Origin of the sequence: Kitasatospora sp. NPDC056800, assembly GCF_042789775.1 — a bacterium.
In the GTDB taxonomy this organism is placed as follows: domain Bacteria; phylum Actinomycetota; class Actinomycetes; order Streptomycetales; family Streptomycetaceae; genus Kitasatospora.
In genome coordinates, this window is the sequence record NZ_JBHUAL010000001.1 from 87,715 (window position 1) to 112,490 (window position 24,776).

At 75.1% G+C, this 24,776-nt stretch carries 22 protein-coding genes; 12 read left to right on the forward strand and 10 right to left on the reverse strand.

What is annotated here, in order from left to right; genetic code table 11:
• Positions 1 to 57 precede the first annotated feature (57 nt).
• Entirely contained in the window at positions 58 to 843 is a 786-nt protein-coding gene (locus tag ACFRQN_RS00445) for a DUF3050 domain-containing protein (protein ID WP_074004880.1), read from the forward strand.
• A gap of 117 nt (positions 844 to 960) precedes the next feature.
• On the opposite strand, the gene ACFRQN_RS00450 is transcribed toward ACFRQN_RS00445, so the two are convergent.
• The gene (locus ACFRQN_RS00450) at positions 961 to 2,310 is read right to left on the reverse strand and encodes an acyltransferase (RefSeq protein WP_074004881.1); all 1,350 of its coding nucleotides are present in this window, start codon (positions 2,308 to 2,310) and stop codon (positions 961 to 963) included.
• Between the two features lie 179 nt (positions 2,311 to 2,489).
• Here ACFRQN_RS00450 and ACFRQN_RS00455 point away from each other — a divergent pair, with 179 nt between their 5' ends.
• From ACFRQN_RS00455 to ACFRQN_RS00475, 5 genes are all read left to right on the forward strand, one after another.
• Complete coding sequence (locus ACFRQN_RS00455) at positions 2,490 to 4,883, forward strand: FHA domain-containing protein (RefSeq protein WP_380737253.1); 2,394 nt, start codon at positions 2,490 to 2,492, stop codon at positions 4,881 to 4,883.
• A gap of 18 nt (positions 4,884 to 4,901) precedes the next feature.
• A complete protein-coding gene (locus tag ACFRQN_RS00460; protein WP_380737255.1) occupies positions 4,902 to 5,471 on the forward strand; it encodes a hypothetical protein in 570 nt (189 codons plus the stop codon).
• Between the two features lie 86 nt (positions 5,472 to 5,557).
• Positions 5,558 to 6,556 carry a serine/threonine-protein kinase gene (locus tag ACFRQN_RS00465; protein WP_380737294.1) on the forward strand — a complete coding sequence of 333 codons (999 nt, stop codon included), beginning with the start codon at positions 5,558 to 5,560 and terminating at the stop codon, positions 6,554 to 6,556.
• Entirely contained in the window at positions 6,553 to 6,927 is a 375-nt protein-coding gene (locus tag ACFRQN_RS00470; protein ID WP_074004884.1) for a DUF1304 domain-containing protein, read from the forward strand. Before ACFRQN_RS00465 ends, ACFRQN_RS00470 begins: the two co-directional genes overlap by 4 nt.
• Positions 6,928 to 7,006: 79 nt before the next feature.
• On the forward strand, positions 7,007 to 7,504 hold the full coding sequence (locus ACFRQN_RS00475) for a hypothetical protein (RefSeq protein ID WP_049660167.1): 498 nt from the start codon (positions 7,007 to 7,009) through the stop codon (positions 7,502 to 7,504).
• A gap of 23 nt (positions 7,505 to 7,527) precedes the next feature.
• Here the strand turns inward: ACFRQN_RS00475 and ACFRQN_RS00480 are convergent, their stop codons facing one another.
• Positions 7,528 to 8,868, reverse strand: a complete 1,341-nt coding sequence (locus ACFRQN_RS00480) for a streptophobe family protein (RefSeq protein ID WP_380737257.1) — start codon at positions 8,866 to 8,868, stop codon at positions 7,528 to 7,530.
• Between the two features lie 644 nt (positions 8,869 to 9,512).
• On the opposite strand from ACFRQN_RS00480, the gene ACFRQN_RS00485 reads away from it, so the two are divergent.
• On the forward strand, positions 9,513 to 10,826 hold the full coding sequence (locus tag ACFRQN_RS00485; protein ID WP_380737259.1) for a DUF6777 domain-containing protein: 1,314 nt from the start codon (positions 9,513 to 9,515) through the stop codon (positions 10,824 to 10,826).
• Between the two features lie 56 nt (positions 10,827 to 10,882).
• Here ACFRQN_RS00485 and ACFRQN_RS00490 read toward each other — a convergent pair whose 3' ends face one another.
• Complete coding sequence (locus ACFRQN_RS00490) at positions 10,883 to 11,326, reverse strand: helix-turn-helix domain-containing protein (RefSeq protein ID WP_074004888.1); 444 nt, start codon at positions 11,324 to 11,326, stop codon at positions 10,883 to 10,885.
• A 135-nt stretch (positions 11,327 to 11,461) separates the two neighbouring features.
• On the opposite strand from ACFRQN_RS00490, the gene ACFRQN_RS00495 reads away from it, so the two are divergent.
• Positions 11,462 to 12,712, forward strand: a complete 1,251-nt coding sequence (locus tag ACFRQN_RS00495) for an MFS transporter (protein WP_380737261.1) — start codon at positions 11,462 to 11,464, stop codon at positions 12,710 to 12,712.
• Positions 12,713 to 12,754: 42 nt separating this feature from the next.
• On the opposite strand, the gene ACFRQN_RS00500 is transcribed toward ACFRQN_RS00495, so the two are convergent.
• A complete protein-coding gene (locus ACFRQN_RS00500; protein WP_049658045.1) occupies positions 12,755 to 13,189 on the reverse strand; it encodes a DUF4259 domain-containing protein in 435 nt (144 codons plus the stop codon).
• A 121-nt stretch (positions 13,190 to 13,310) separates the two neighbouring features.
• On the opposite strand from ACFRQN_RS00500, the gene ACFRQN_RS00505 reads away from it, so the two are divergent.
• Positions 13,311 to 14,120: a nucleotidyltransferase domain-containing protein gene (locus ACFRQN_RS00505; RefSeq protein WP_380737263.1), complete on the forward strand. Its 810-nt coding sequence runs from the start codon at positions 13,311 to 13,313 to the stop codon at positions 14,118 to 14,120.
• 204 nt (positions 14,121 to 14,324) lie between these two features.
• Here the strand turns inward: ACFRQN_RS00505 and ACFRQN_RS00510 are convergent, their stop codons facing one another.
• Complete coding sequence (locus tag ACFRQN_RS00510; protein WP_380737265.1) at positions 14,325 to 15,974, reverse strand: LCP family protein; 1,650 nt, start codon at positions 15,972 to 15,974, stop codon at positions 14,325 to 14,327.
• On the reverse strand, positions 15,967 to 16,590 hold the full coding sequence (locus ACFRQN_RS00515) for a DUF6542 domain-containing protein (RefSeq protein ID WP_380737267.1): 624 nt from the start codon (positions 16,588 to 16,590) through the stop codon (positions 15,967 to 15,969). The genes ACFRQN_RS00510 and ACFRQN_RS00515 overlap by 8 nt, the downstream gene beginning before the upstream one ends.
• Positions 16,591 to 16,880: 290 nt before the next feature.
• Here ACFRQN_RS00515 and ACFRQN_RS00520 point away from each other — a divergent pair, with 290 nt between their 5' ends.
• A complete protein-coding gene (locus ACFRQN_RS00520; protein WP_049660325.1) occupies positions 16,881 to 17,087 on the forward strand; it encodes an antitoxin in 207 nt (68 codons plus the stop codon).
• 71 nt (positions 17,088 to 17,158) lie between these two features.
• The gene (locus ACFRQN_RS00525) at positions 17,159 to 17,848 is read left to right on the forward strand and encodes a transglycosylase SLT domain-containing protein (protein WP_380737269.1); all 690 of its coding nucleotides are present in this window, start codon (positions 17,159 to 17,161) and stop codon (positions 17,846 to 17,848) included.
• A gap of 13 nt (positions 17,849 to 17,861) precedes the next feature.
• On the opposite strand, the gene galE is transcribed toward ACFRQN_RS00525, so the two are convergent.
• From galE to ACFRQN_RS00545, 4 genes are all read right to left on the reverse strand, one after another.
• Complete coding sequence (galE, locus tag ACFRQN_RS00530) at positions 17,862 to 18,878, reverse strand: UDP-glucose 4-epimerase GalE (RefSeq protein WP_049660328.1); 1,017 nt, start codon at positions 18,876 to 18,878, stop codon at positions 17,862 to 17,864.
• Between the two features lie 129 nt (positions 18,879 to 19,007).
• Positions 19,008 to 19,658: a hypothetical protein gene (locus ACFRQN_RS00535; protein ID WP_380737271.1), complete on the reverse strand. Its 651-nt coding sequence runs from the start codon at positions 19,656 to 19,658 to the stop codon at positions 19,008 to 19,010.
• A gap of 996 nt (positions 19,659 to 20,654) precedes the next feature.
• Positions 20,655 to 21,116: a hypothetical protein gene (locus ACFRQN_RS00540; protein WP_117492977.1), complete on the reverse strand. Its 462-nt coding sequence runs from the start codon at positions 21,114 to 21,116 to the stop codon at positions 20,655 to 20,657.
• A 52-nt stretch (positions 21,117 to 21,168) separates the two neighbouring features.
• Positions 21,169 to 21,933 carry a sigma 54 modulation/S30EA ribosomal C-terminal domain-containing protein gene (locus ACFRQN_RS00545; RefSeq protein WP_181970906.1) on the reverse strand — a complete coding sequence of 255 codons (765 nt, stop codon included), beginning with the start codon at positions 21,931 to 21,933 and terminating at the stop codon, positions 21,169 to 21,171.
• Positions 21,934 to 22,274: 341 nt separating this feature from the next.
• Between ACFRQN_RS00545 and ACFRQN_RS00550 the strand changes: the two genes are divergently transcribed.
• The gene (locus ACFRQN_RS00550; protein WP_380737274.1) at positions 22,275 to 24,767 is read left to right on the forward strand and encodes a cytochrome P450; all 2,493 of its coding nucleotides are present in this window, start codon (positions 22,275 to 22,277) and stop codon (positions 24,765 to 24,767) included.
• Positions 24,768 to 24,776: the final 9 nt, after the last annotated feature.

Here is a 24,776-nt window from a genome sequence, read left to right on the forward strand (position 1 = left end):
CGTACCTCGCGCACCCCGAACACGTCGATCGCCCAACAGCCCGACCAAGGAGCCCCGTTGTCCACGAACCGCTACCACTGGGACCGCTCGCACCCCGGCCTGACCAGTCTCCAGCAGGCCATCGACCCGCTGCGCCGCGAGGTGGTCGAGCACTCGGTGTACCGCTCGCTCACCGGCATCGAGCGGGTCCGCACCTTCCTCGGCAGCCACGTCTTCGCCGTCTGGGACTTCATGTCGCTGCTCAAGAGCCTCCAGCGCGACCTCACCTGCGTGGACGTGCCGTGGGTCCCGAACGGCCCGACCGCCAGCCGCCGGCTGATCAACGAGATCGTGCTGGTCGAGGAGAGCGACGAGCTCGGCGAGGGCTACACCAGCCACTTCGAGCTGTACGTCGAGGGCATGCGGCAGGCCGGTGCCGACCCGCGCCCGATCGAGGAGTTCCTGGCCCTGCTGGGCTCCGGCACCGCCGTGCCGGACGCCCTGAAGAACGCCGGAGTGCCGCAGCCCGCCCTGGACTTCACCTCCACCACCTGGTCGATCGTGGAGAACGCGCCGGTGCACTGCCGGGCCGCCGCCTTCGCCTTCGGCCGCGAGGACCTGATCCCGGACATGTTCACCCAGGTCATCCGGATCGACGACCCCGAGGGCGCGCTCACCGTCTTCAAGGACTACCTGGCCCGTCACATCGAGGTCGACGGCGAGCAGCACACCCCGATGGCGATGCAGATGCTGATCGACCTGTGCGGCGACGACCAGGACAAGTGGGACTCCTGCGCCGAGACGGTCCGCACCGCGCTGCGCGCCCGGCTCCAGCTGTGGACCGCGATCGAGCGGTCCTTCTGAGGCCTGCCGGAGGACGTCCGTCGTCACGGTGGAAGGGCGCCCATGGGGAACCGACATCCCCCGTGGGCGCCCTTCCGCCGCCGGGGCCTGCCTTCGCACCCGCACCGGCGGGGCGGCTCAGAGCACCTTGGGCAGCACCCCGGCCGAGGCGGGCGGCCGGTCCCCGGCCCTGCGGAACCGGTGCAGCGCCGCCCGGCCCTCCGCCCCGCGCACCCGGGCGGCGAGTCGGGCCGGCAGCACCACGGTGGCCAGCCGGCCCTCGCCCCGGAACCCCTCGACCGTCCAACAGACCCAGGGAATCGGGTAGTTGGCCGCCGGACTGAACAGCACGGGCCGCTTCCCCTGGAAGCTCACCGCATAGGCGCCGAAGCCGCTCCAGTTGGAGAAGCTGAACCGGCGCGCCGCCGGGTCGAAGCCCAGCGGCACGCAGTCGCGCAGCCGGGAGCGGCCGAGGGTGGCCAGGAACCACAGGTTGGCGCGGAGGTTGAGGTGCGCGGTCGGGAACTCCTCGACCGCCGTGCGCAGTGCGCCCGCGAGCACCGCCGGTCCTTCCTCGGGCCGGTGCGGCAGATGGACCTCGCTGAGGAGGTTGCCGAGCAGCGCGGGCGACAGGCCCAGCCAGCGGCGCGCGTTGACCGGCACGGTCAGCATCCGCTCGGCGTCGTCCCCGTCCAACTCCCGCAGGGTGCTGAGGAGGTGGGCGCAGAGCACATCCCCGGAGGAGAGCCGGCGCCCGGCCGCCAGTCCGAACTCCTCGCGCATCCTGGCCAGTTCGGCGTCGGTGAAGGCGATCTGGACGATCCGGTTGGCGCGTGGCCCGACCGCCACCTCGCGGGCCAGCAGCTCCGCCTCCGCCGCCGAGGGCAGCCGGAAGCCGGGCCGGCCGCAGTCCTCGTCCGGGAGCACCTCGGCCAGCAACTCGTCCTGGTCGTCGACGAGTTCGGCCTTCGGCAGCGGTTCGCCCTCGACCGCCGCGGACCAGGTCCGCAGCAGCAGCATGAAGCTGTGCAGGTCGCCGATCGCATGGTGCCAGGAGCAGCCGAGCACCGTGCCGCCGTCGGCCGTGCGGGTGAGGCGCACGGTGAGCAGCGGGACGCCGCCGTCACGGGCGGCGGGGGCGTCCAGCGGGGCGACCAGTTCGGCGCCGGCCGCCGTCGCCCGGCCCATCGCCTCGGCGAGCGTGCCCTCCACGGTGTAGACCTCGAACGGCACGCCGGTGTCGTCGCAGACCGCCTCCAGGACGCCCTCGACGGTGCGCAGCCTTCCGGCGAAGACCGGCACCCGCTCCAGCGCCCGGGCCAGGCCGGCGGCGAGCCGGTCGTCGTCCAGCGGGTGCTCGAAGCAGAGCACGACCGAGACGGCGAGGTCGGCGAGCATGGTGTCCATCAGCCCGCAGCGCAGCACCCGGCCGGTGGCGTGCCCGGCCCGGACGGTCCGGGATCTTCGCAACTGCGGCCAGATGCTCATGGGTTCCGTTCCGAAGCACTCGACGACTCCCGGTGACGCGCGGGCGCGTTCCGGCGGCGCGCGATCCGCGGGCACGCCGAACGATAGTGGCGCGCGGAGGCAGTGGTCCAGTCCAATCCCGCACTCCGGCAGGGCTCTTCGGCCGGTGCGGCGACAGCGACGGCGATAGAATGCGCAGCATGGGAGAGCGCCCCGGCGCACCCTCCGCGCCGCCCCTCGTCCTGGTCACCGGCACCGCGTCGCGGGTGATCGACCCGACCCGGGCCTACCACCTCGGCCGCGACCCGACCAGCGAGATCGTCCTGGACGACCCCCGGGTGTCCTGGCACCACGCGATCCTGCGCGCCACCGGAGGGCACTGGCTGCTGGAGGACGTGGACAGCACCAACGGCACGTACGACGAGGGCCGGCGGGTCAGCCGCGAGGAGGTCGGCCCGGGCACCCGGCTGCGCTTCGGCGACCCGGCCGACGGCCCGTCCGCGGCCTTCGCCGGCCTTCCGGCACCCACCGCGCACAAGCGGCCGTCGCTGGTCGCCCCGCACCTCTCCGGCACCTTCCGCCGCCCGAGCGCCGTCCACCGGCTGCTCGGCCGCACCGTCCGGATCGGCCGCTCGCGCGACAACGACCTGGTCCTGGACAACCTGGTGGTCTCCCGGTACCACGCCGAACTGCGCGCGCTGCCCGACGGCGGCCACGAGATCGTCGACCTGGACAGCCACAACGGCACCTACCTCAACGGCCGCCCCGTCCAGCGCGCCCCGGTCGGCCCGGCGGACATCGTCGGCATCGGCCACTCCGCGCTCTGCCTGGCCGACGGCCGGCTGGTCGAGTACACCGACACCGGCGAGGTCTCCCTGGACGTCCGGCACCTGGTGGTCCGGGTCGGCCCCGACCACCGGGTGCTGCTGGACGACGTCGGCTTCCCGCTCGCCGAGAAGGCGCTGCTCGCGGTGGCCGGGCCGAGCGGCGCGGGCAAGTCCACCCTGCTCAACGCGCTCACCGGGCTGCGCCCCGCCGACCAGGGCACGGTGCTGTACGACGGGCGCGACCTCTACCGCGACTACGCCGAGCTGCGCCGCCGGATCGGCCTGGTGCCGCAGGACGACATCCTGCACACCCAGCTCACCGTCCACCGCGCCCTGTCCTACGCCGCCGAGCTGCGCTTCCCCGGCGACACCGAGCCGCACGAGCGGGAGGCCCGGGTCCGCGAGGTGATCCACGAACTGGGCCTGGACGGCCGCGCCGACCAGGTGATCGCCAGCCTCTCCGGCGGCCAGCGCAAACGGGTCAGCGTCGCGCTGGAGCTGCTCACCAAGCCGTCCCTGCTCTTCCTCGACGAGCCGACCTCCGGGCTGGACCCGGGCATGGAGCGCTCGGTGATGCGGATGCTGCGGGGGCTCGCCGACGACGGCCGGACGGTGGTCGTGGTGACGCACAGCGTGCTGAGCCTGAGCGTCTGCGACCGGCTGCTGGTGCTGGCCCCGGGCGGGCGGACGGCGTACTACGGGCCGCCCGGCGAGGCGCTGGGCTTCTTCGGCTACGAGGAGTGGCCGGAGGCCTTCGAGGCCTTCGAGGACGAGGACCACGACACCTGGCAGCAGCGGTTCCGCGGCTCCCCGCAGTACGCGCGCTACGTGGCGGCCGAGGGCGGGCCGACGCCGTCGCCCCGTCCGCACCCGACCCCGCACGAGCCCGCCGCGTCGGCCACGCCCGCCCTTCCCGCCGCTCCCGCCGCTCCCGTGATCGACTGGGGCAAGCCGCAGGGCTGGTTCTCCCAACTGGGCACCCTGGTACGCCGGTACACCGCGGTGCTGGCCGCCGACCGGCTCTTCCTCACCATCATGGTGGTGCTGCCCTTCGTGATCGGCCTGATGTGCCGGGCGATGGCCGGCTCCCGGCTCTCCCCCGACAACGCCGTCAACTGCCTGCTCACGCTCTGCATCGGCGGGCTGCTCACCGGCGCCGCCAACTCGGTGCGCGAGCTGGTCAAGGAGCGCGCGATCTACCGGCGGGAGCGGGTGGTCGGGCTGTCCAGATCGGCCTACCTGGTCTCCAAGGTGGTGGTGCTCGGCACGGTCACCGTGGCCCAGGCCGCGGTGCTGACCGTGGTCGGCCTGGCCGGGGTGGACCTCTCCTTCGCGGTGCCGACCGGGGTGGTGATGCCGCAGCTGCCCGAACTGATCCTCGCGGTCGCGCTGCTCGCCTTCTCGGCGATGATGCTCGGCCTGGTGGTCTCGGCACTGGTGGGCAAGGAGGAGGCCACCATGCCGCTGCTGGTGCTCCTCTCGGTGGTGCAGATCGTCTTCAGCGGCCTGATGCTCAAGCTGCACGGCGTCCCGGGGCTGGAGCAGTTCGCCTGGCTGGTCCCGTCGCGCTGGGGCCTGTCGGCGATGGCGCGCACCGTCGAGCTGCACGGCATCTTCCCGAACGCGATCACCGCCGACCCGATGTTCCGGCACCAGCGCTCCGGCTGGCTGGTGGGCATCGCGCTGCTGCCCGCGCTCTCGCTGCTGTACGGCCTGGTGGTGCTGGCCCTGCTGCGGCGACACGAGCCGAGCATCATGCGGCGCTAGCGGAAGGGCGACCGCCGCATGGACGAGTTCGCGTTCCGCCCCACCCACGTCGCCCCGCCGGACGGGATGGCCTCCTGGGCGGCACCCGACCCGGCCCGGCCCGACGCCCGGCTCGACGCGCTGCTGCCGCTGCAGCTGCTCGACCGCCGGGGCGACTGGGCGCGGATCCTCTGCTCCAACGGCTGGACCGCCTGGGTGGACGGCCGCCTGCTGGTCGCGCTGCCGCAGCCACCGCCCGCCGCCGGCGGCCCGCCCGCGCGGACCGCCGACCCGCGACCGGCGCTCGCCGAGGCCGGGGGCGCGCTCGACCGTTACCGCGCCCTGCTGGAGGACCTCGCCGGTGGCGCCCTCGACCTGGGGGCCTTCCGGGAGCGCACCCGGGGCCTGCGGATCGGCCTGGTGGTGGACGGCGAGGCGGTCTGGCTGTTCGACCCGGTGCACGACCGCTGGTGCTACGGCGACGGGCTCCAGCTCCAGACGTACGCGGCCACCGACCGGCCCAGCCCCTCGCCCGTGCCGTCGCCCGCGCCCGCGCACGGCCCGTCCGCGGCGGGCCCGTCCGCCCCCACCCGGACCGGTGAGCCGTGACCTCCGCCGAGCGCGACGGCGTCGAGCGGCCGTCCGCCGCACGCGACGCCCCTGAGCGGGACGCCCCCGAGCGGGACGCCACCGGTCTGCCCGCCGGGCTGGTCGGGCGGCGGGTGGCCGGCTACCGGCTGGAGAACGAGATCGGGCGCGGCGGCATGGCCGTGGTCTACCGGGCCAAGGACCTGCGGCTCGGCCGGACCGTCGCGGTCAAGCTGCTCGCCCCCGAGCTGGCCCGCAACGAGGTGTTCCGGCAGCGGTTCATGCACGAGTCGGAGGCCGCCGCCGCGATCGACCACCCGCACATCATCCCGGTGTTCGAGGCGGGCGAGCAGGACGGCATCCTGTACCTCGCGATGCGCTACGTGGAGGGCGGCGACCTGCGCGCCCTGATCAACCGCTCCGGCCCGTTCCCGGTCGGGCGGGCCGTCCGGTTCGCCCTCCAGATCGCCTCGGCACTGGGCGCCGCGCACGACCACGGCCTGGTGCACCGGGACGTCAAGCCGGGCAACGTACTGGTCGCCGCCGGGACGGACAGCGAGCACCCCGAGCACCTGTACCTGGCGGACTTCGGCCTGACCAAGAAGTCCCTCTCGCTCAGCGGGCTGACCACCGTCGGCCAGATCGTCGGCACGCTCGACTACGCGGCGCCCGAGCAGATCTCCGGCAGGCCGCTGGACGGGCGCTGCGACCAGTACGGCCTCGGCTGCGTGGTCTTCGAGATGCTCGCGGGCGCCCCGCCGTTCCGCCGGGAGAGCGACCTCGCGCTGCTCTGGGCGCACCTCAACGACCCGCCGCCCGCGCTGCGCGACCACCGGCCCGACCTGCCGGCCGCCGTCGGGGCGGTGGTCGCCCGGGCGCTGGCCAAGACGCCCGGGGAGCGGTACCCGAACTGCCTGGACTTCGTCGCCGAGCTGCGCGCGGCGAGCACCGCCGCCGCGCCGGAACCGTGGCGCGCCGACGGGCCGCCCACCCGGGTCGTCCCCGCGCTCACCCCCGACCCGCCCCCGGTGCCCGGGCCGCCCGCCTGGGCCGCACCGGTCGTCCACCCGCCGCCGTCGCCGCCCGCAGGGAGCCGTCCGTCATGAACGCCGTGAGCCAGGTCTTCGCCGTGGTCGCCGCGGCGATCCACCTGATCGTCTGGCCGCTGGAGAGCTTCCTGTACGGGCATCCGCGGGTGCGCCGCGTGCTGACCGGCAGCACGGCGGACGCCCCGGAGGTCCGGCTGTGGCGCGTCAACGTCGGTTTCTACAACCTCTTCCTGGCCCTCGGCCTGGTCGCCGGCCTGGTCCTGCTGCACACCGGACACCCGGGGGCCGGGCGGGCGGTGGTGCTCTACGTCGCCGCGTTCATGGTCGCGGGCGGGATCACCCTGTTCACCTCGGAGCCGAAGCTGTGGCGCGGTGCACTCGGCCAGGCCGTCCCGGCGGCGATCATCCTTCTGACGGAGGCTTTCTGACGTTTCATCACCATCTCTTCAGGCGTGCGGCTAAACTCCGCCTACCCCGCGACGGTCGCGGCGGCTGGGGGTGGCAGCAGTGGCGAAGATCCCGATCACCGACCGGTACGTCGTCGGCCTCGGCTGTCGGGTGAGCGTCCAGCAGGGCCTCACCTCGACGAAGGTCAGCTGGAGCGTCGCACACCTGCCGGAGGGCGGCTCGCCCCGGCCCACCGGCGGCAACAAGGAGATCGGCGTCATCTGCCCGCGCTGCCGGCGTTCCTTCTCCGTCCGGGTGGAGACCGCCACCAGGGCGCGGGTCAAGCGGCTGGTCCACCGGACGGTGGGCTGGCTGCTGGTGCTCTCGCTGCTGGCCCTCGTCCCGATGCTGGTCCAGCTGGGCGGCCGGACCGTCGAGGAGGGCGACGACCAGGCCGTCGACAACATCGGTCTGCTCTTCACGCTGGCCGCCGCGGGCGTGGTCGTCGGACCGTCGCTGCTTCTCAGCGCGGGCATCCACGACGGCATCGGGAAACTCCGGCTCATCCGGGCCGACGGCCGCAAGACCATGTGGGTGCGGGGCCACCGGCTGTTCTGAGCCGGGCCACGCCCCCGCACCCGTCACCCGGCGTCCGCCGGTACCTCGCCGCGGTGCCGCACCCGGGTGGCGAGCAGGGCGCCGAGCGCGCCGGTCAGCAGCCCCCAGCCCGCCGCGAGCGGCACCGCCGTCCAGAGCACCGGTCGCAGGGTGAGACTGCCGCCGCCCAGCCCGGCCAGCGGGTTGCCGCCGCCGAGCACGGCGCCCAGCAGGTCGCCCAGGCCGCCCTGGCCGAGGCCGACACCGAGCACGGAGAGCCCGTAGTCGGCGTCCACCCGGGTCCACAGACCCACCAGCAGCACGGTGACGGCGGTGGCGAGCGCGAACCGGACGGCGTGCCGCCAGGGCCGGACGGTGCGCGGCGCGCGGCGGGCCGCCAGGAAGGCGGCGGCGAGCAACAGGACGGCGGCCAACGGCAGCAGCCACCAGCTGCGGGCGTCCTGCTCCGCGAGGGCGCCGAGGTCGATGGTCGCCGGCCCGCCCCCGGGGGTGCGCAGCACCGCGCTGAGCGGCTTGGGGACGGGCAGGCCGAGCCCGCCGACCAGCCGCCCGTGCCACGTGGCGCCGAGCCCGATGCCGAAGGCCAGCCAGACCAGGTCGGGCAGCGCGAGCAGCACCACGGCCAGGGTCTGCCGGGGGTTCCCGTGCACGACCGCGGTCAGCACCCCGGCCACCGCACCGATCGCCAGGTACGCCAGCAGGACCAGCCAGAGCGCGAACGCGGGCGGGCGGACGGCGAGTTGGTAGCGCACCAGGGCGGGCGGCAGCGGGGCCCGCCGGGACACCGCGAAGGTGACCGCGAACACCACCAGCAGCCAGGCCAGCCCGATGCCCACGGTGGTCGGGCCGTCCGCGCGGAAGCCGAGCTCCGGGGTCAGCCCGAGCGCGCCGCCGATCGACTGGGCCAGGTCGCCGCCGAGCGGGACGACGAAGCTGTGCCGGGCGCCGAGGGTGAGCAGCACCAGGGCGAGCACCCAGAGCAGCACCGTCCGGCCGATCCGCCCGAGCAGCTCACCGCCGCCCGCGACCGCGCGGAAGCGCAGCTGGCGCAGGAACACCTCGGCCATCGCGACCGCGCCGACCACCGAGACGCTCAGCGGCATCGCGCTGATCCCGGCCCCGACCGCCGCGAAGTCCCCGGCGCCGCCGTCGAGTTCGACAGTGCCGCCGACGGCGAGCGCGAGCGTCGCGGCCAGCACGGCGGGGAAGCCGCCATCCGGGAGGTCGTCGGCGCCGGCCAGCCAGAGACCGAGTGCGGCCACCGCCGCCATCGCGACCAGCCCGGCCAGCACGACGGCGAGCGCGTCCAGCCAGCCGCGTACGGCGCCGGGCGGACCCGCGGCCCGGGTGGTGGGCTGCTGCATGCCGCCTCCTCGTCGCTCGCGGGGTGCACAGGGGTCCGGCCCGGGCGCGGCGCGATCGATCTCCGATCTACGCCCGTTCTACGTCCGGTCGACTCCCGGCCGGGTTCCGACCGGGTTCCGGCCGGGTTCCGACCGGGTTTCCAGGGTGGCCGACGGTCGGCGGGCACGCTCGGCGACGCCCCGGCACCTGCTGTTGCGGCGAACGGGGCAACGGGGGAGAAAGGGAAGCCACTGGCAGGAGCCTCCCGAGCCGGCCCCGGTCGGCCGACCGCCTGCGAAACGGAGCCTCGATGACCGCCCAACCGCCTCCGTCCGGCCTGCCCGACCCGCCCGGTGAACCTCCGCACGGTCCGCCGTCCGGTCCCCCGTCCGGGCCGTTGGCCGGTCGACCGTCCGGCGGCGGTACGGCCGGTCCGCCGTCCACGCCCCCTCCGCCCTCGGGCCCGTCCGGGGCCGCCGGGGCGGGTGGGGCCGGGAGTGCGAGTGGTCCCGGCGGCGCGAGCGGACCGGGCGGGCCGTCCGGACCGGGCGGCGCGGGCGGGCCCGGCGGGCCGTCGTCCGGCGGGCCCGGACGCGGGACGCGCACGCCGTGGTGGCGCTCCGGGAAGGGGCTGGCGCTGGCGGCGGGCACGGTGGCGGTGGCCGTGGTGGCCACCGTGCTGATCGTCGACAACCAGGGCGGCAACCACCCGGCCGTGCCGACCGCGAACGAGGTCGCCCTGCAGGCCCCGACCGATCCCGGGCCGGACCCGTTCACCCCGTCGGTGGAGACCCAGGGGGTGAGCGCCCCCGCACCCGGCTCCGCCGTCCCGACCCCCGCTCCGACCCCCGCACCAACCGTCACCCCGACGGCGCAGCACCCGGGCGGCGCCTCGTCCCGGAGCGGTTCGCCGACCGCGCTCCACAGCGTCGAGGGCAGCTCGGCCGGGCTGTACGCCGGGTCGATGGGCAAGCCGAGCTGCGACACCGAGCGCCTGGTCGGGATGCTCTCGACCGGGGACACCGGGCGCGCCTGGGCCTCCGCCGCCGGCATCGCGCAGGCCGACGTCCCCGGCTACCTGCGCTCGCTGACCTCCGCCTACCTGCGGGTGGACACCCGGGTGACCAACCACACCTACAAGAGCGGCGCGGTGGTCGAGTACCAGTCCGCACTGCAGGCGGGCACCGCCGTCCTGGTGGACGCCCAGGGCGTGCCCCGGGTGCGCTGCTCCTGCGGCAACCCGCTGAAGCCGCCGGCGCTGGTGAGCAACGCGAGGTACACCGGGAAGGCCTGGGCGGGCTTCCAGCCGTCCACGCTGATCATCGTGGTGCCGGCAGCCCGACCGGTGACCGAGATCATCCTGGTGAACGTCGAGACCGGCGGGTGGTTCTCCCGGATGACCGGGCGGGTCGAGGTCGTGGACCGACCGGCCGAACCGCCGAAGGGGCCCCTGGAGCCCGGCATCCCGCCGCCGGGCCCGTGGACGCCGTCCACACCCTCGGCCACCTCCTCGACCTCCCCCGGTACGACGTCCCCCGGCACGACCTCGCCCGGCGAAACGTCGCCGGGTGCAACATCGCCGGGCACGACCCCACCCGGCACGCCATCGCCCGGCACGCCGACGAGTTCGGGTGCCACCCCCTCGGGCTCCACAGGCGCCGGAGTCACCTCCTCGGGCCCGACGACCCCCGGAGCCACGTCCCCGACCAGCTCGGGTCAGCCGCCGGGGACGGCCACGACGACCAGCACTCCGCCCCCGTCCACGATGACCACCGGCACGCCGACTCAGACTCAGACACAGACGCCGACACCGGTCACCAGGACGCCCTCCCCCGCGACGACGACCACCGCCGTCACGACGGCAACCGGGACCACGGCGACCACCACCACCGCCCAGGCGCCGACCGCGACCTGCGCGAGCACCGCGCCGTCCACCCTGCCGCCCTGCCCGACCGCGAGTGCCGCCACGCCGAGCTGACCCGGCGCACGCCCCGCTGCCATCGACCCTCACCCGGTCGGTGGCAGCGGCGCGCCTCAGGGCAGCAGCACCTTCGCGTCCTCGGGCCCGAGCACCCGGCCGTCCGCCGAGCGCACCTCGACCCGCGCGACGGGCGCACCGGACTCGCGGTCCACCAGGCGCGCCCGGGGCTCGCCCTCCTCGAAGAACCACTGGTCGCCCCACTGCCGCAGCGCCGTGATCACCGGGAACAGCGCACGGCCCTTCTCGGTGAGCACGTACTCCTGGTACGGGCTGCCGTCGGCGGCCGGCGCGAGCTCGAACACGCCGTTGGCGACCAGGCCGGCCAGGCGGGAGGACAGGATGTTCTTGGCCAGGCCGAGGTTCTTCTGGAACTGCCCGAAGCGGCGCAGTCCGTCGAAGGCGTCACGGACGATCAGCAGCGTCCAGCCGTCGCCGACGACGTCGAGCGGACGGGCGACCGGGCAGGCCGATTCCTCGTGCGTGGTGCGTTTCGGCACTTCTCCCACCTCTCAGCTCTCACCGGTCGGCGCCCAGCGTACCGATCAGAGCGTGGTTGCTTATTAAAACCAGGGTATGCCATTGTGTCGCGGTAGCACTTTGAAACCACCATGCCCCTTCGAGGGAGTCCGCCCATGACCTCACCCGCCCGCGCGTCCGCCGACGAGCCGACCGCCGACGCCCAGGCCAAAGCCCCGGCCGACACCCCCACCGGGGCCCCGCCGCGCGGCCTGTCACCGGCCGTCGCCTGGCTGCTCTCCGTCGCCTGCGGCCTCGCCGTGGCCAACGTCTACTACTCGCAGCCACTGCTCGACCTGATCGCCCGGGACTACGGCATCGCCCCGGCGACCATCGGCCTGGTCGGCACCCTCACCCAGACGGGCTACGCCCTCGGCCTGCTCCTGCTCGTGCCGCTCGGCGACCACGTCAACCGCCGCACCCTGATCACCTCCCAGCTCGGCCTGTCCGTCCTCGCCCTCCTCGCCGTCGCACTCGCCCCCTCCGCTCCGCTGCTGCTCCTCGCGATGGCCGCCGTCGGCGTCCTCGCCGTCGTCGCCCAGGTGGTCGTCGCCTACTCCGCCCAACTCGCCGCCCCGGGCGACCAGGGCCGGGTGGTCGGCACCGTGACCAGCGGCATCGTGGTCGGCATCCTGCTCGCCCGCACCGTCGCCGGGACCATCGGCGACCTGGCCGGCTGGCGCGCCGTCTACGTGGTCTCCGCCGTCGCCACCGCCGCCATGGCCCTCGCCGTCGCGGCCGCCGTCCCGTCCGAGCGGCACCGGGCGGCCGAGCGGATCGGCTACCCGCGGTTGGTCGGCTCGGTGTTCACGCTCTTCGCCCAGGAGCGCGTGCTCCGGGTCCGGGCCGTCCTCGCGCTGCTCGCCTTCACCTCCGTCACCGTGCTGCTCACCCCGATGGTGCTCCCGCTCGCCGCGCCTCCCTTCAACCTCAGCCACACCCAGATCGGGCTCTTCGGCCTGGCCGGCGCCGCCGGAGCGCTCGGCGCCGGATACGCCGGCCGCCAGGCCGACCGCGGCCGCGCCGAACGCACCGCCGGCATCGGTCTGCTGGCCATGCTGGTCGGCTGGCTCCCGGCCGCACTGCTGCCCCACTCGGTCTGGTGGCTGGTGCTCGCCATGGTGGTGATCGACTACGGCCTGCAGTCCGTCCACGTCGCCAACCAGCACCTCCTCTACCAGGTCCGCCCGGAGGCGCAGAGCCGCCTGACCGCCGGCTACATGCTGCTCTACTCCGCCGGGTGCGGCGCGGGCGCGATCCTGTCCACCGTCGTCTACGACCACGGCGGCTGGACGGCCGTCTGCCTGCTCGGCTCCGCCACCAGCCTCACCGCGCTCGGCTACTGGTGGACGGCGGCCCGCCGCTGACGGCCGATCGGCCACCGGCCCCGGCGCCTACGCGCATGCCACCTACGCGTCCGCCACCGGCGCCTCCGCCGACGACGCCGCGGCGAGGACCTCCCGCAGCGTCCGTATGCCCTCGCGCCAGGCCGCCGCCTCCCCCGACTCGTCCCACAGCTCCGCGAGCTCCGACTCCTCCGCGACCACCCGGTCGAGCGCCGCCACCGCGAGCGGGCGCAGCTCGGCGGAGAGCGGCGGGACCGGCTCCTTGGGCCCGTAGGCACTGGTCACCGCCGCCCCGCCCGGGCACTGCGCCGCCACCAGCGCGGCGGAGGCGACCGCCTCCACCGCCTCGTCCGAGTCCAGGAACTCCTCCGCCCGGACTGCGTACAGCAGCGCCGACCGGAGCAGCGCCTCCCGCTCGCCCGGCGCCGCGTCGTCCAGTCCGCCGCAGAAGTCCGCCGCCGAGTCGTTGTCGAAGTGCCCGATGTCCCAGGTGCCCATGCCGATCCCCTCACGCCGTTCGTGTTCGTGTGCGACGGATGCTTGCACACGGCACTGACAATCGGCCGGGCCGACGGATATTCGCTGGTCAGGGCCGACCGCGGTGGGGCAGAGTGCCCCCATGACCACGATTCAGGGGCTGGACCGGGACGGGTACATCGCACGGGAGGGCTCGCTCGACCGCGTGCCGCCGGCGTTCACGCCGGTGGTCGCCGCCGCCCGGGAGCGGATCGCCGCGGCCTTCGCCCCCGACCGGCTGCACAGCGCCTACCTCTACGGCAGCCTCCCGCGCGGCACCGCCACCCCCGGCGTCTCCGACCTCGACCTGCTGCTCGCCCTGCGCCACGAGCCCACCGCCGCGGACCGGGCGGAGGCCGACGCCCTCGAAGCCGCGCTCGACGGGGAGTTCGCGCAGGTGAACGGGGTCGGCGTGGTGCTGGCCGGCACGGACACCCTGCTGAGCGAGCTCGAACGCCACGACCTCGGCTGGTTCGTCGCCTGCCTCTGCACCCCGCTGCTCGGCGAGGACCTCGCCGCCCGGCTCCCCCGCTACCGCCCCACCTCGCTGCTCGCCCGGGAGACCAACGGCGACCTGGCCCTGGTCCTCCCGCTCTGGCACGAGCGCCTGGCCGCCGCCACCACGGAGGCCGAACTGCGCGGCCTCACCCGCGCCGTCTCCCGCCGCCTCGTCCGCACTTGCCTCACCCTGGTCATGCCCCGCTGGGGCGGCTGGACCAGCGACCTCGCCGCCTCCGCCGAGATATTCGCCGGCTACTACCCCGAGCGCGCCGCCCAAGCACGCCTCGCCGCCGCCCTCGCCCGCGGCCGCACCCCCGACCGGGCCGCCCTCACCGTGCTCGTCGACGACCTGGGCCCCTGGCTCGCCGCCGAGTACGCCGCCGTCCACGGCGTGAAGGCACCGCGCCCGTGACGGCGCCGCGCCCGTGACGGAACCGCACCCGGACGGCCGGCCCTACGGCCCGGACCACCGGTGCGTCCCGCTCCCGCCGGCCCACGGCACGCTCGTCCCGGACGTCGTCGGCGGGCGGACCGGGTACGTCGAGGCCCTCGACCCGGCGGCCGCTCCGGGGCACCAGCCCCGGCCGGGGCTGAACTCCCCACCGCCGCAGGGGCTTCAGTCCACGCACGGGATCCCGCCCGCCTTCACCGCCGGCCCCTGCATCGGCAGCCCCGCCGCCGAGTCGGCGGAGGTCTCACCCGGCGCGCCCGACGGCACGGCCGTCGGGCTCGGGGTGCGGGAGACGGCGAGGGTGAGCAGGACGCGGCCCGCGGGGATCCCCGACGAGAAGACCGCGTTCACCCCGTAGCGGGCGGCGAGGCGCTGCGCCTCGGCCTTGGCCCCGGCTCCGTACCCGACCGCGGTGGCCCGGGTCCTGGCCGGGGCGTCGCCGATCCGGCCCGTCTGGTAGCCGAGTTCGGCCAGCGCCCGGGACTCGTTGGCCGCCGCCCCCGCCCCCGCGACCGCGTTGATGTCGACCACCGCCTTGGGCGTCGCGCTCGGCGTCGGGGTCGCGGAGGGCGACGGGGCCGGGTCGCCCGGCGCGTCCCCGGACGGCGCGACGGGCACGACGGCGGGGACGGCCGGCGCCGGCTCGTGCTTGAAGAGCTGCCGGACGATCTTCCTGATCAGGTCCGGATTGACGGTGTTGACCTCCTGCCCGCCGACCGTCTTGAAGCCGCTGATCGGCAGGGTGTTGAACTCCACGTTGCCGCCGGTCAGGTTGGGCGCCTGCTGGGCGAAGTCGAGGATGTTCCACTCGTTGTCGATGACCACGTCCTTCTTCACCACCGCGAACAGCTTCTGCATCTGCCCGAGGTCGTTCAGGATGCCCTGCTGCTTGAGCCGGTACTCGACGGAGGAGAGGAACGCCTGCTGCCGGTGGGTGCGGTCGAGGTCGCCGTTGGTGAGGTGGTGGCGCTGGCGGACGAAGGAGAGCGCCTGCGCGGCGTCGAGGGAGCTGATCCCGGCCGGGAGCTTGAGGCCGGTGCCGCCGCCCTCGTGGGTGGCGGTCCGGGCGATGATCGGGTCGTCCACGGGGTGGTTGAGGCAGACCTGGACCGGCTCGACCGCCTTGGCGATGTCGTAGAAGCCGATCAGGTTCACCTCCGCGAAGTGGTCGATCGGGACGTCCAGGAAGCTCTGCACGGTCCGGATGGTGGCCGAGCGGCCGGCCTCGCGGCTCTGCCGTTCCAGCGCCGCCTTGGAGAGCCCCTTGCCCGCCAGCTTCTGCTCGGCGGCCTCCTTGGCGATGCCGTACGCCTCCTTGATCTTGTGCATCTTCCCGTCCGCGCCGACGGTCTGCACGTAGTCGTCGCGCGGGACGGAGAGCGCGGTGACCTTGCCGCCGTTGGCCGGGATGTGCAGCACGATCAGGGCGTTGGTGTTGTACCCGCCGATCTCGCTGGAGCCGGCGTGCAGTTCGTCCTCCACGAACTGCCGGGGCAGGTCGTTGCCGTCCATGTCCTTGCGGCTGTCCAGGCCGATCAGCAGCAGGTTGACGGACTTGTCGAGGTGCGGCGGGGCGTTCTTCCTGGCCTCGCTCAGCGCGGTGGACTTGATCATGCCGTCGTCCAGGCTGCGGTACTCGTACCAGGTGAAGCCGCTGGCGCCGAGCACCGCGACCGAGACGGTGCAGGCCAGGGTGCGCCCGGCGACGGTCAGCGGGGCGGCGGCGCGGCGCGGGTCGTAGCCGCGCCGGCCGCGCGGACCGCGCTGCCCGTGTTGGCCGCGGCCGCCGGTACGGCTGTTGCCGCGCTCAGCCACGGCGGCCCCTTCCGACCGGGACAGCCGTCCTGCCGGTCCGCCGGCGCTCCGGCACCGCCCGGCGGCGGGCCGCCGTGACACGGACCGCGACCACGACGAGCGCCACCGCCACGGCCGCGGCCATCACCGGGAACGCCCCGACCACCCAGCGCAGCGCGCCGGTGCCGAGGTTCCTCCCCTGGTACTTCCCGGGGTGCGCCAGGTACTCGACGCCCGAGGCGGTGAGCAGCACCACGACCGGAGCGGCCGTCACCACCCACCACCGGCCGGTGCGGCTGCAGAGCAGCGCCGCGGCCGCCGTCCCGAGCACCGAGCCCACCGCGAACAGGAGGCCGACGCCCGGCCCGTCGAGTTCGTCCGCGACCGCTCCGAGCAGCGGCAGCCCGACCGCCGAGAACGCGGCCGCCGTCCCGCCGCGCCGGCGCGCCTGCTGCCTGCGGCGGGCCGCCCCGGGGCGCGGCGACCGGACCTGCCGGGGCGCCGCGGTGTCCGCGCGCCTCCCGGGGGCGCCTGCGGCTCCCGCACCGGCCGGCCAGGAGCGCTGGGCGGGCAGGGCGCGGTCCTCGGTGCGGGGCCCCGCGTCCTGGTACGGCGTTCTCGCCCGCTGACCGGCCATGCGCACTTCCCTCGATCGTTGCGGCTGCGGCGGCGCGATCGCACCACCGCGCGTGCCGGGACGCCGTCGGTCCTGCCGGGGCCCTGGCGGCGCCCTGGTGACGTCCTGGTGGGGACCAAGCCTCTACATTGCTGTAGAGGTTGGGCTGGAGCATACAAAACCCATTTCAGCAAAGTCATCCGCTGCCACCCGGCAGCGACCGACCGCCTGGTGGACCGTCGTTAGGATGGTCATGATCCCCGCCACGTCGGCACACCATCAGGAACGCATCAGAGGAGCAGAGCGTCACCATGTTTGAGAGTCTGAAGAACCTCGCGGGCAAGGCCACCGACCTCGCCCGTGACCACGGCGACGTGATCGGGCAGGGCCTGGACAAGGTCGGCGACGCGATCGACGACCGCACGGACGGCAAGTACAGCGGGCAGATCGACACCGGCGTCGAGAAGGCGAAGGACTTCCTGCGCAACCTCGACGGCGACCAGAAGCCCGCCGAGTAACCTGCCGCAGGACACGATCGGCCGCACGACGGTCGAACGACCGCACGGGCGAACGGGGAGGGGCGGCAGCGGTGAGCGAGGAGAAGAAGGGGCCGGGCTGGGGGCAGTGGCTGGTGCTCACCGTCGCGGTCGTGGTCGGGCTGGGCCTCCTGCGCGGCAACGACCACGACGGCGCGGCCTCCACCGACCCCTCCCCGACCGCCGCCGCCCCGTCCGTCCCCGGGTCCGGCGGCGCGCCGTCGGCCGGCGGCTCCGCGAAGCCGTCGAAGCCCTCGGGCCGCTACGACCCGGCCGACTACGCGGAGCCGGTCCGCCGGTACGCCACCGAGGCCGGGGTCAACCCGCAGCTGCTGATGGCGATCCTCTACAACGAGTCGTACAAGCCGCACGACCCCGAACTCGAACGGGCCTGGCAGCGCGGCAAACCGGACGCCTCCTTCGGCATCGCCAACATGCACCGGGCCGCCTTCGACGACACCAAGCCCGGCCGCCCCTTCGCCTCCCGGCAGTGGGAGGAGCTCCCGGACGACCGGGACCTGGCCGTCCAGGCGGCCGCCTGGCACCTGCACGACCTCGCCGCCCAACTTCCCGCGCGCCCGGGCGTGTCGCTCAGCCGGGACGAACTGGTCGCCCTCGGCTACAACGCGGGCGCGGGCAACATGCTGGCCTTCGCCCGGGGCGTCAAGATCGGCTCCCAGGCGCAGTCCTACCTCGACCGCCTGCGGGACAACTGGTCGAAGTCCGGCGAGGCCGTGAAGTAGCGCCTCCGGGCGGTCAGCTGACGGCGATCCGGGCGGACCAGACCCTCCGCCAGGCCAGCGCGTCGGCGACCCCCTCGGCGATGCCGCGCCGCGGCTGCCAGCCGAGCAGGTCCCGCGCGGTGTCCACGACGGCGTAGCAGCCGATCACGTCCCCGGGCCGCGGCCCGGCCTCCCGCACCTCGAGGCTGGCGCCGACGGCCTGTTCGAAGGCGGCGATCAGCTCCCGCACGGTGGTCCCGTCGCCGGTGCCGACGTTGATCACCCGGTAGCGGTCCGCCACGCCCGGGGCGATCACCTCGTCGAACCGGAGCAGCGCCGCGACGTGCGCCTCGGCGAGGTCCTGGACGTGGACGTAGTCGCGGATGCCGGAGCCGTCGCGGGTCGCCCAGTCGGTGCCGGTCACGGTGAACGGGGTGCCGGTGGTGTGCGCCTCGATCAGCTTGCCGAGGGCGTGGGTGGGCCGGAGGTCCTGGAGGCCGGTGCGCAGCTGCGGGTCGGCGCCGATCGGGTTGAAGTAGCGCAGGGCGATGACGCGTTGGCGCTCGGCACCCTCGCCCCTGGTCCAGTCCTGGAGGACCTGCTCCATCATCTGCTTGGTGCGCGCGTACGGGCTGCCGGCGTCGACCGGGCTGCTCTCGTCGACCCGGGCGTCGGGGGTGGGGGCGTAGATCGAGGCGGAGCTGCTGAAGACGACCCGGGTGCAGCCGTGGCGCTGGAGGGCGTCCAGGAGTTCGACCGTCTTGGCGACGTTCTCCCGGTAGTAGTACAGCGGCTTGGCCACGGACTCCGGTACGACGATCTTCGCGGCGCAGTGCACGGTGGCGTCGATGTCGGGGTGCTCGGCGAAGATCCGGTCGAGCAGGGCCGCGTCGGCGATGTCGCCCCGGTAGAAGAGCCGGTCCGCGACGAACTCGGTCCGCCCCCGGGAGAGGTCGTCCAGCACGACCGGGGTGATCCCCCGGTCGAGCAGGGCGGAGGCGACGGTGCTGCCGATGAATCCCGCGCCGCCGGTGATCAGGACCTTCTTCATGCGCGAGCGCTCCCTTGCGGTCGTGCGGGCGCCCGGTGGCGCCCCGGGACCGGAAGGGACGGCGGGTGGCAACCCGCCCGGGCCCACACGGGGCCGCACCCCCCGCAACGCCCCCCCGCCCCGGGCGGCTCAGCCGCGGTGGCGGCGCAGCCAGAGGCCGGTGGCGACCAGGACGACGGCCGCGCAGGCGGTGCCGATGGCCGCCCAGGCGGTGGCGTCGGAGGTGGTCGCGTGGACGCGGCCGGGCGCGGCCTCCCGGGCGGAGACGGGGGCCGCGGTGGTCCCCGTCCCGGCGGTGGTCTCCCGGAGCGGGGCGGGGGTCACCTCGGCGGACCGTGGCGAGCCGTCCCCCGGCTGGGCCTCGGCGAGCGGCGGGCCCCCCGTCCCCGCGGGCGCCGGGTCGGTGACCACCGCGGTGTCGATGTCGAGCTCGCCCTCGCCGTGCCCGGGGGCGGGGGAAGAGCAGTCCACCGTCACCCGCCAGTGCCCGACGGGCAGGATCTCCCGGGTGGTGTACGTCCCGGGACGGCCGGGGGCGGTGACCAGGCGCCAGGGGCCGACGGCGCGCCCGTCGGTGGCCGTCGCGGAGAGCGTGCCGGCGAACTCCCCGGTCACCGGGTCGTGGTCGTTCTCCCAGGTCGCGACGGTGCTGACGCGACCGTTCTGCTGGCCGGTGACGTCCAGGTGGACGCTCTCGCCGTGGGCGGCGGCGGGTGCGGCGGCGGCGAGCAGGGCCGCCGCGGCGAGGGCGAGGGCGCTGAGGTGGGGGCGGGTTCGCATACGGGAGGGTCCTCGGGGCGGTGTGGGGGCAGGGACGCTGGGAACGGCCGGCGCCGGGAACGGCCCGCCACTGGGTGGGCGGCGGCCGGTCCCGGCGCGACGGACCTTCGGGCCTGCGGGTCTTGGGGCCCGCGGGCGTCGGCGGCTCGGGTCGGAGGGTGCGGCCGGCGTACGGGCCGACCGGTTTTACGGGCTCACAGGAACAGCCTTACCCCGTTCGGCACACGAGGACTTCAGCAACGAACAGTTCTGGTAAGAGAGGCCGCCGTTCGACTGCGGAGACTCCGGCCGCCGCCCGCGTCGAGGGTGAACCCGCCTCCGTCAGCGGCGAGTTGACACGTCCGCGCGGCCGCTTCGGGGTGCGGCAGCCGGGCGGTGCGCCGGACCGGGGCCGCCGTGCCGCCAAGCACCACGCGGCGGCCCGGGTCGGCGGAATTCGGCGTGATCTGACTGATGGCCGCCTCGGGAGCCGGTCCTCCCCGGGGTCGGGGGCGGGGCCGGGGGCGGGGCCGCGGCGGCCAGGGCGCCCTGCGGGTGGGCCGGCGGCGTCGGCGCGGCCCGCTGCTCCGGTGTCCCATCGCGTTCCTCTCCTCGCGCGACGGCGCGTGCCCCTGCGACGGAGGGGCTCGGGCCTTCCGACACTCCGGAGAGCGGGAGGGGCGAGCGGGAATAACAGAAACCTCTTGCGAAAATCCCCGGGCCGTTCGATCGAGTGGCGGCCGGGGACGCCGAACCGGCCCTGGGCGCAAGGCGCAACCGCGCAGGGCGGAGCCGGGGAGCGCGAGCAGGGGGGCGGGCGCTCCCCGGCAGGAGGTGGTGGCGGCCACCCGGCCGGAGTCCCGGGGCGTGCGACTCCGTCGGCCGTGACGGAATGCTAGACCCGTCGGCAGGTGCTGACCAGTGCTCTGACCAGCGGATTTTCCGCCCCGGACATGCCATTGCCAGTCAGGCTGCGACGCACCGTCAGATCCGACGTACCGTCACATCGCCGGACGGTCAGGCCGCGGCCTTCACCGGCTCCGCACCGAAGGCCGCCGCGCCCGCCCAGGGCCGTACCGCCGCCGTCGCGCCGGTGCCGCAGCCCCCGTGCAGCCGGGCCAGCCCGGCCGCCAGGACGACCCGGTCCCCGCCGAGCCAGAGCCGCAGGGCCGCCGAGAGCGCGGCGCTGGCCGGCCCGGCCGCGGGGCCGCCGGTCCGCACCAGCCGCTCGCCGAGCAACGGCAGCAGGTCCGCGACCGCCGCGGGCAGCCAGAGCGTGAGCGCGAACGGCGCCGGTCTGGCCAGAACGCGTAGCAGCGGCAGGACGCAGGCGTCGTCGTGCAGCGCGGGGATGACCTCCAGCAGCCCGTCCACCGCCACGTCGGAGACGTCGCCGCCGTGCCCGCGCGCGAGGTCGCGCAGCAGCGCGCGCTCGGCGGCGGTGATCCGGACGGTCAGCATGACCTCGTCGCAGTCCATGGTCCCGGCCCCTGTCGTGGAGAGTTGGTGGTGTGGTCGTCGGGTCGTGGTGTCAGTCCTGTGCCGACAGGGTTCCTGCCCCGATCCGGCCCTCCGATACCGGCGCTATCAGGCCGTAGTGGCCGTCGAAGCGGCGGTAGAGCACCCGGGCCCGGTGGTCGCCGGGGTCGGTCCAGCCGACGAACGGGCGGCCGGTGAGCCAGAGCCGGCGGGCCGCCTCGGCGAGGTCGAGCGGGGGCATCGCGCTGGTGCCCGCGGCGCACAGTTCCACCGTGCCGCCCGGCGTGCAGCGGTGCACCAGGCCGTCCCGTCCGGTCGCGGCGTCCGCGAAGAGGTGGAACCGCCGGTCGAGGGCGAGCAGTTCGAGCACGGCCTGTTCGGGGCCGCGGCGGGCGAGCACGACCGCCTTGTGCCGGGCGATCCGCCGCTGGGCGAGCGGACGGTCGGCGAACTGCGGGCGGTAGGCGCTCTCGTACGCGACGGCGAAGCCGATGTCGCCCTGCTCGCGCAGCCGGACGGCCCGGCCGGCCAGTGTGCCGAGCACCAGGTCGACGGACTCCCGCGCGGTGCCGGTGGCCAGCTGCACCCGGACCGGGCCGACGCCCGCCAGCTCGACGTCCGCCTGGGCCAGCGCGGGCCGGGTCACCGAGCGGTTTCGCGAGCGGGTCAGCCGCAGTCGCAGCGCGTGGGTGTCGGGGCCGAGCGCCGCGGCGGTGGCCAGTGCCCGGGCCCGGGCGTACTCGGCCTCCTCGCGGGGCAGCTCACCGCGGATCTCCACCCGGACGTCGAGGGCCGGCCGGTGGCGCAGACGGGTCATCAGGTTCCTCCTTCTTCGCATCCATGCTGTCCCTCGTACGCCCGTGCGGCGAGGGTCCAAAGACCCTGCCCCGCGGGCGAGCCGCCGACCGCCCGGAGGGTCGCATCGGCGCAGGTCAACACCGGATTTCGAGCACGCACGAAAGGGTCGATCCACTCGGCCGTTGGAGTGATCCCCGCACATTCGGCGCAACGCTCGGGAAACCGGCGCGTTTGTTCAACGTGCGCCCTCCCGCCGGGGGCGCGCGCGGGGCCCGCGCTGGGCGGACCCCCGGCTCCCGGCCGGCCCGCCGCTGCCACCCGGCATCGCCCGCACCGGCCCCTCTGGTGAGAGGTAGTGTCATGTCCCTGCTGACCGAGACGCGGAAGCTGATCGTCCCCCCGAGAACCGCACCCGGCCCGTCCCCGCTGGCCCGCGCCGCCGTCCCGCCGCTGGCCCCGGGCGCCCTGCCCGGCCTCGGGCACGCCGGTGCCCTGCTGCGCGACCCGCTCCGCTTCCTCGGTTCGCTCTCCCGCCACGGCGGGGTGGTCCGCATCCGCCTCGGCCCGCGCACCGTCTGCGTGGTCACCGACGCCCGGCTGGTCCACACCCTGCTCGTCGCGCTGGCCCACGACTGCCCGCGCGGCGCCGTCCAGGACACCCTCAAGACGGCCTTCGGCGACGGCCTGCTGATGTCCGAGGGCCAGGCCCACCGGGACCGCCGCCGGATCATCCAGCCGGCCTTCGGCCCGGACCGGATGGGCGAGTACCTGGCCGTGATGCAGCAGGTCACCGAGGAGCGGGCCGGGCGCTGGCGCCCCGGGCAGGTCCTCGACGTGGCCAAGGAGATGAACCACCTGGCGCTGGAGATCGTCACCCGCACGCTGTTCGACGCCCGGCTCAGCGAGGACGCCACCGTCGCCTTCCACCGGGCGCTGCCGGACCTGGTGAAGGGCCAGATCGTCCAGTCCCTCTACCCGAGCCCGGCGCTCGCCCGACTGCCGCTGCCCGTCAACCGGCGCTTCGACGACGCCGTCCGGGTGCTCAACCGGGTGGTCGACCAGGCCGTCAACGGCCGCGCCGCGGGCGCCGAGGAGGGCCGCCGCACCCTGCCCGCCCTGCTGCGCGCCGCGACCGACCCGGCCAGCGGGTGCCCGCTCACCGAGGCCGACGTGCGGTCCGAGGCGATCGCCATGTTCGGCGCGGGCACCGAGACCGTCTCCACCACGCTCACCTGGCTGCTGGACGAGCTGCTGCGCCACCCCGAGGTGGAGGCCCGGATCCTCGCCGAGCTGGACGAGCACCTGCCCGCGGGCACCGTCCCCACCCTCGAGGCGCTGGCCCGGCTCACGTACACCCGCAGCGTCACCCAGGAGGTGGTGCGGCTGCACGCGCCGAACGCCTTCCTGATGCGCACCGCCCGGGTTCCGGTCGATCTGGGCCCGTACCGCGTCCCGGCCGGCACCGAGCTGCTGTACAGCCTCACCGCGCTGCACCGCGACCCGCTGCGCTACCCCGAGCCCCTGAGCTTCCGGCCCGAGCGCTGGCAGGACGCCGGCGGCACCGGACGGCCGTCCTTCCTGCCGTTCGGTGCGGGCAAGCACAAGTGCATCGGCGAGGCCTTCGCCTGGGCGGAGCTGACCGTCGCGGCCGCGGCGATCCTGCGGCGCTGGCGGCCGGTGGCGGTGCCGGGCGCCCGGGCCCGCGAGGTGGTGTGGACGACGGTCCAGGCGCACGGCCTGCGGGTGCGGCTCGCGCCGCGCGGCGCGCGCTCCCCACGCAGGAGCTCCACCGCGGCCTCCCGCGAGGGTGATACCGGCTCCTCACCGGGGGACACAGTGCCCTCCTCCCCCGGTGAGCCGCCGTCGGGCCGGTGCCCGTTCACCGGCGCCGCCCGTGCGACCGCCCCCGCCGACCCGGCCGCCCCGGCGGACCTCCGGTCGCGTGCCGACCTGCTCCTCTCCGCCGACCGGCACGCCGACTGGGCGGTCCGCCGCGGCCTGCTCACCCCGGCGGAGCTGCCCCGCTACCGGGGGTACGCGCTGCACGAGCTGATCGGCTACGCCTATCCCCGCGCCCGGGGCACCGAACTCGACCTCCTGGTGGACATGCTGGGCTGGTTCACCATCCTGGACGACCGGTTCGACGGCCCGCCCGGCCGCCACCCCGTCCAGGCCCGCGCCGTGGTCGACCCGCTGATCGCGGTCCTCGACGGCGCCCGCGGCGGGAGCCCTTCCGAAAGTCGACTACTGCTCTCCTGGAGGGAGTTGTGGGAGCGCCAGACCGCCTCGATGTCCCCCGAGTGGCGCGCCCGGGCGGCCCGGGAATGGCGGGCCTGCCTGGCCACCTTCCCCGCCGAGGCCGACCACCGCGCCAACGGCACCGTGCCCGCCCTCGGCCTCGACCTGACGGACACCATGTGGCTGCGCCGGCACGGCAGTTGCCTCTACCCGTTCATGAACATAATGGAACGGGTCCACGGCACCGACGCCCCGGCCGCGCTGCACGCGGAGCCCGCACTGCACCAGCTGCGCGCCAACACCGCCGACGCCGCCACGCTGATCAACGACCTCTACTCGCTGAAGCGCGAGGAGCGGCAGGGCGGGACGGCGTTCAACACCGTGCTCACCCTCGAGCGGGCCCACGGCTGCACCCGCGACCGGGCGGTCCACGCGGTGCGCACCCGGGTGGCGCAGCTTCAGCAGGAGAGCGAGGAGCTGCGCCGCGACCTGCTGCGCCGCCACCCGGCCGGGCGCTGGTACCTGGACGGCACCCGGGAGCTGGTCGCCGGCGTGCAGGCCTGGACCAGCACCAGCCACCGCTACCGCGTGCGGGACCGGGAGGCGCGCCAGTGAGCGGCCCGG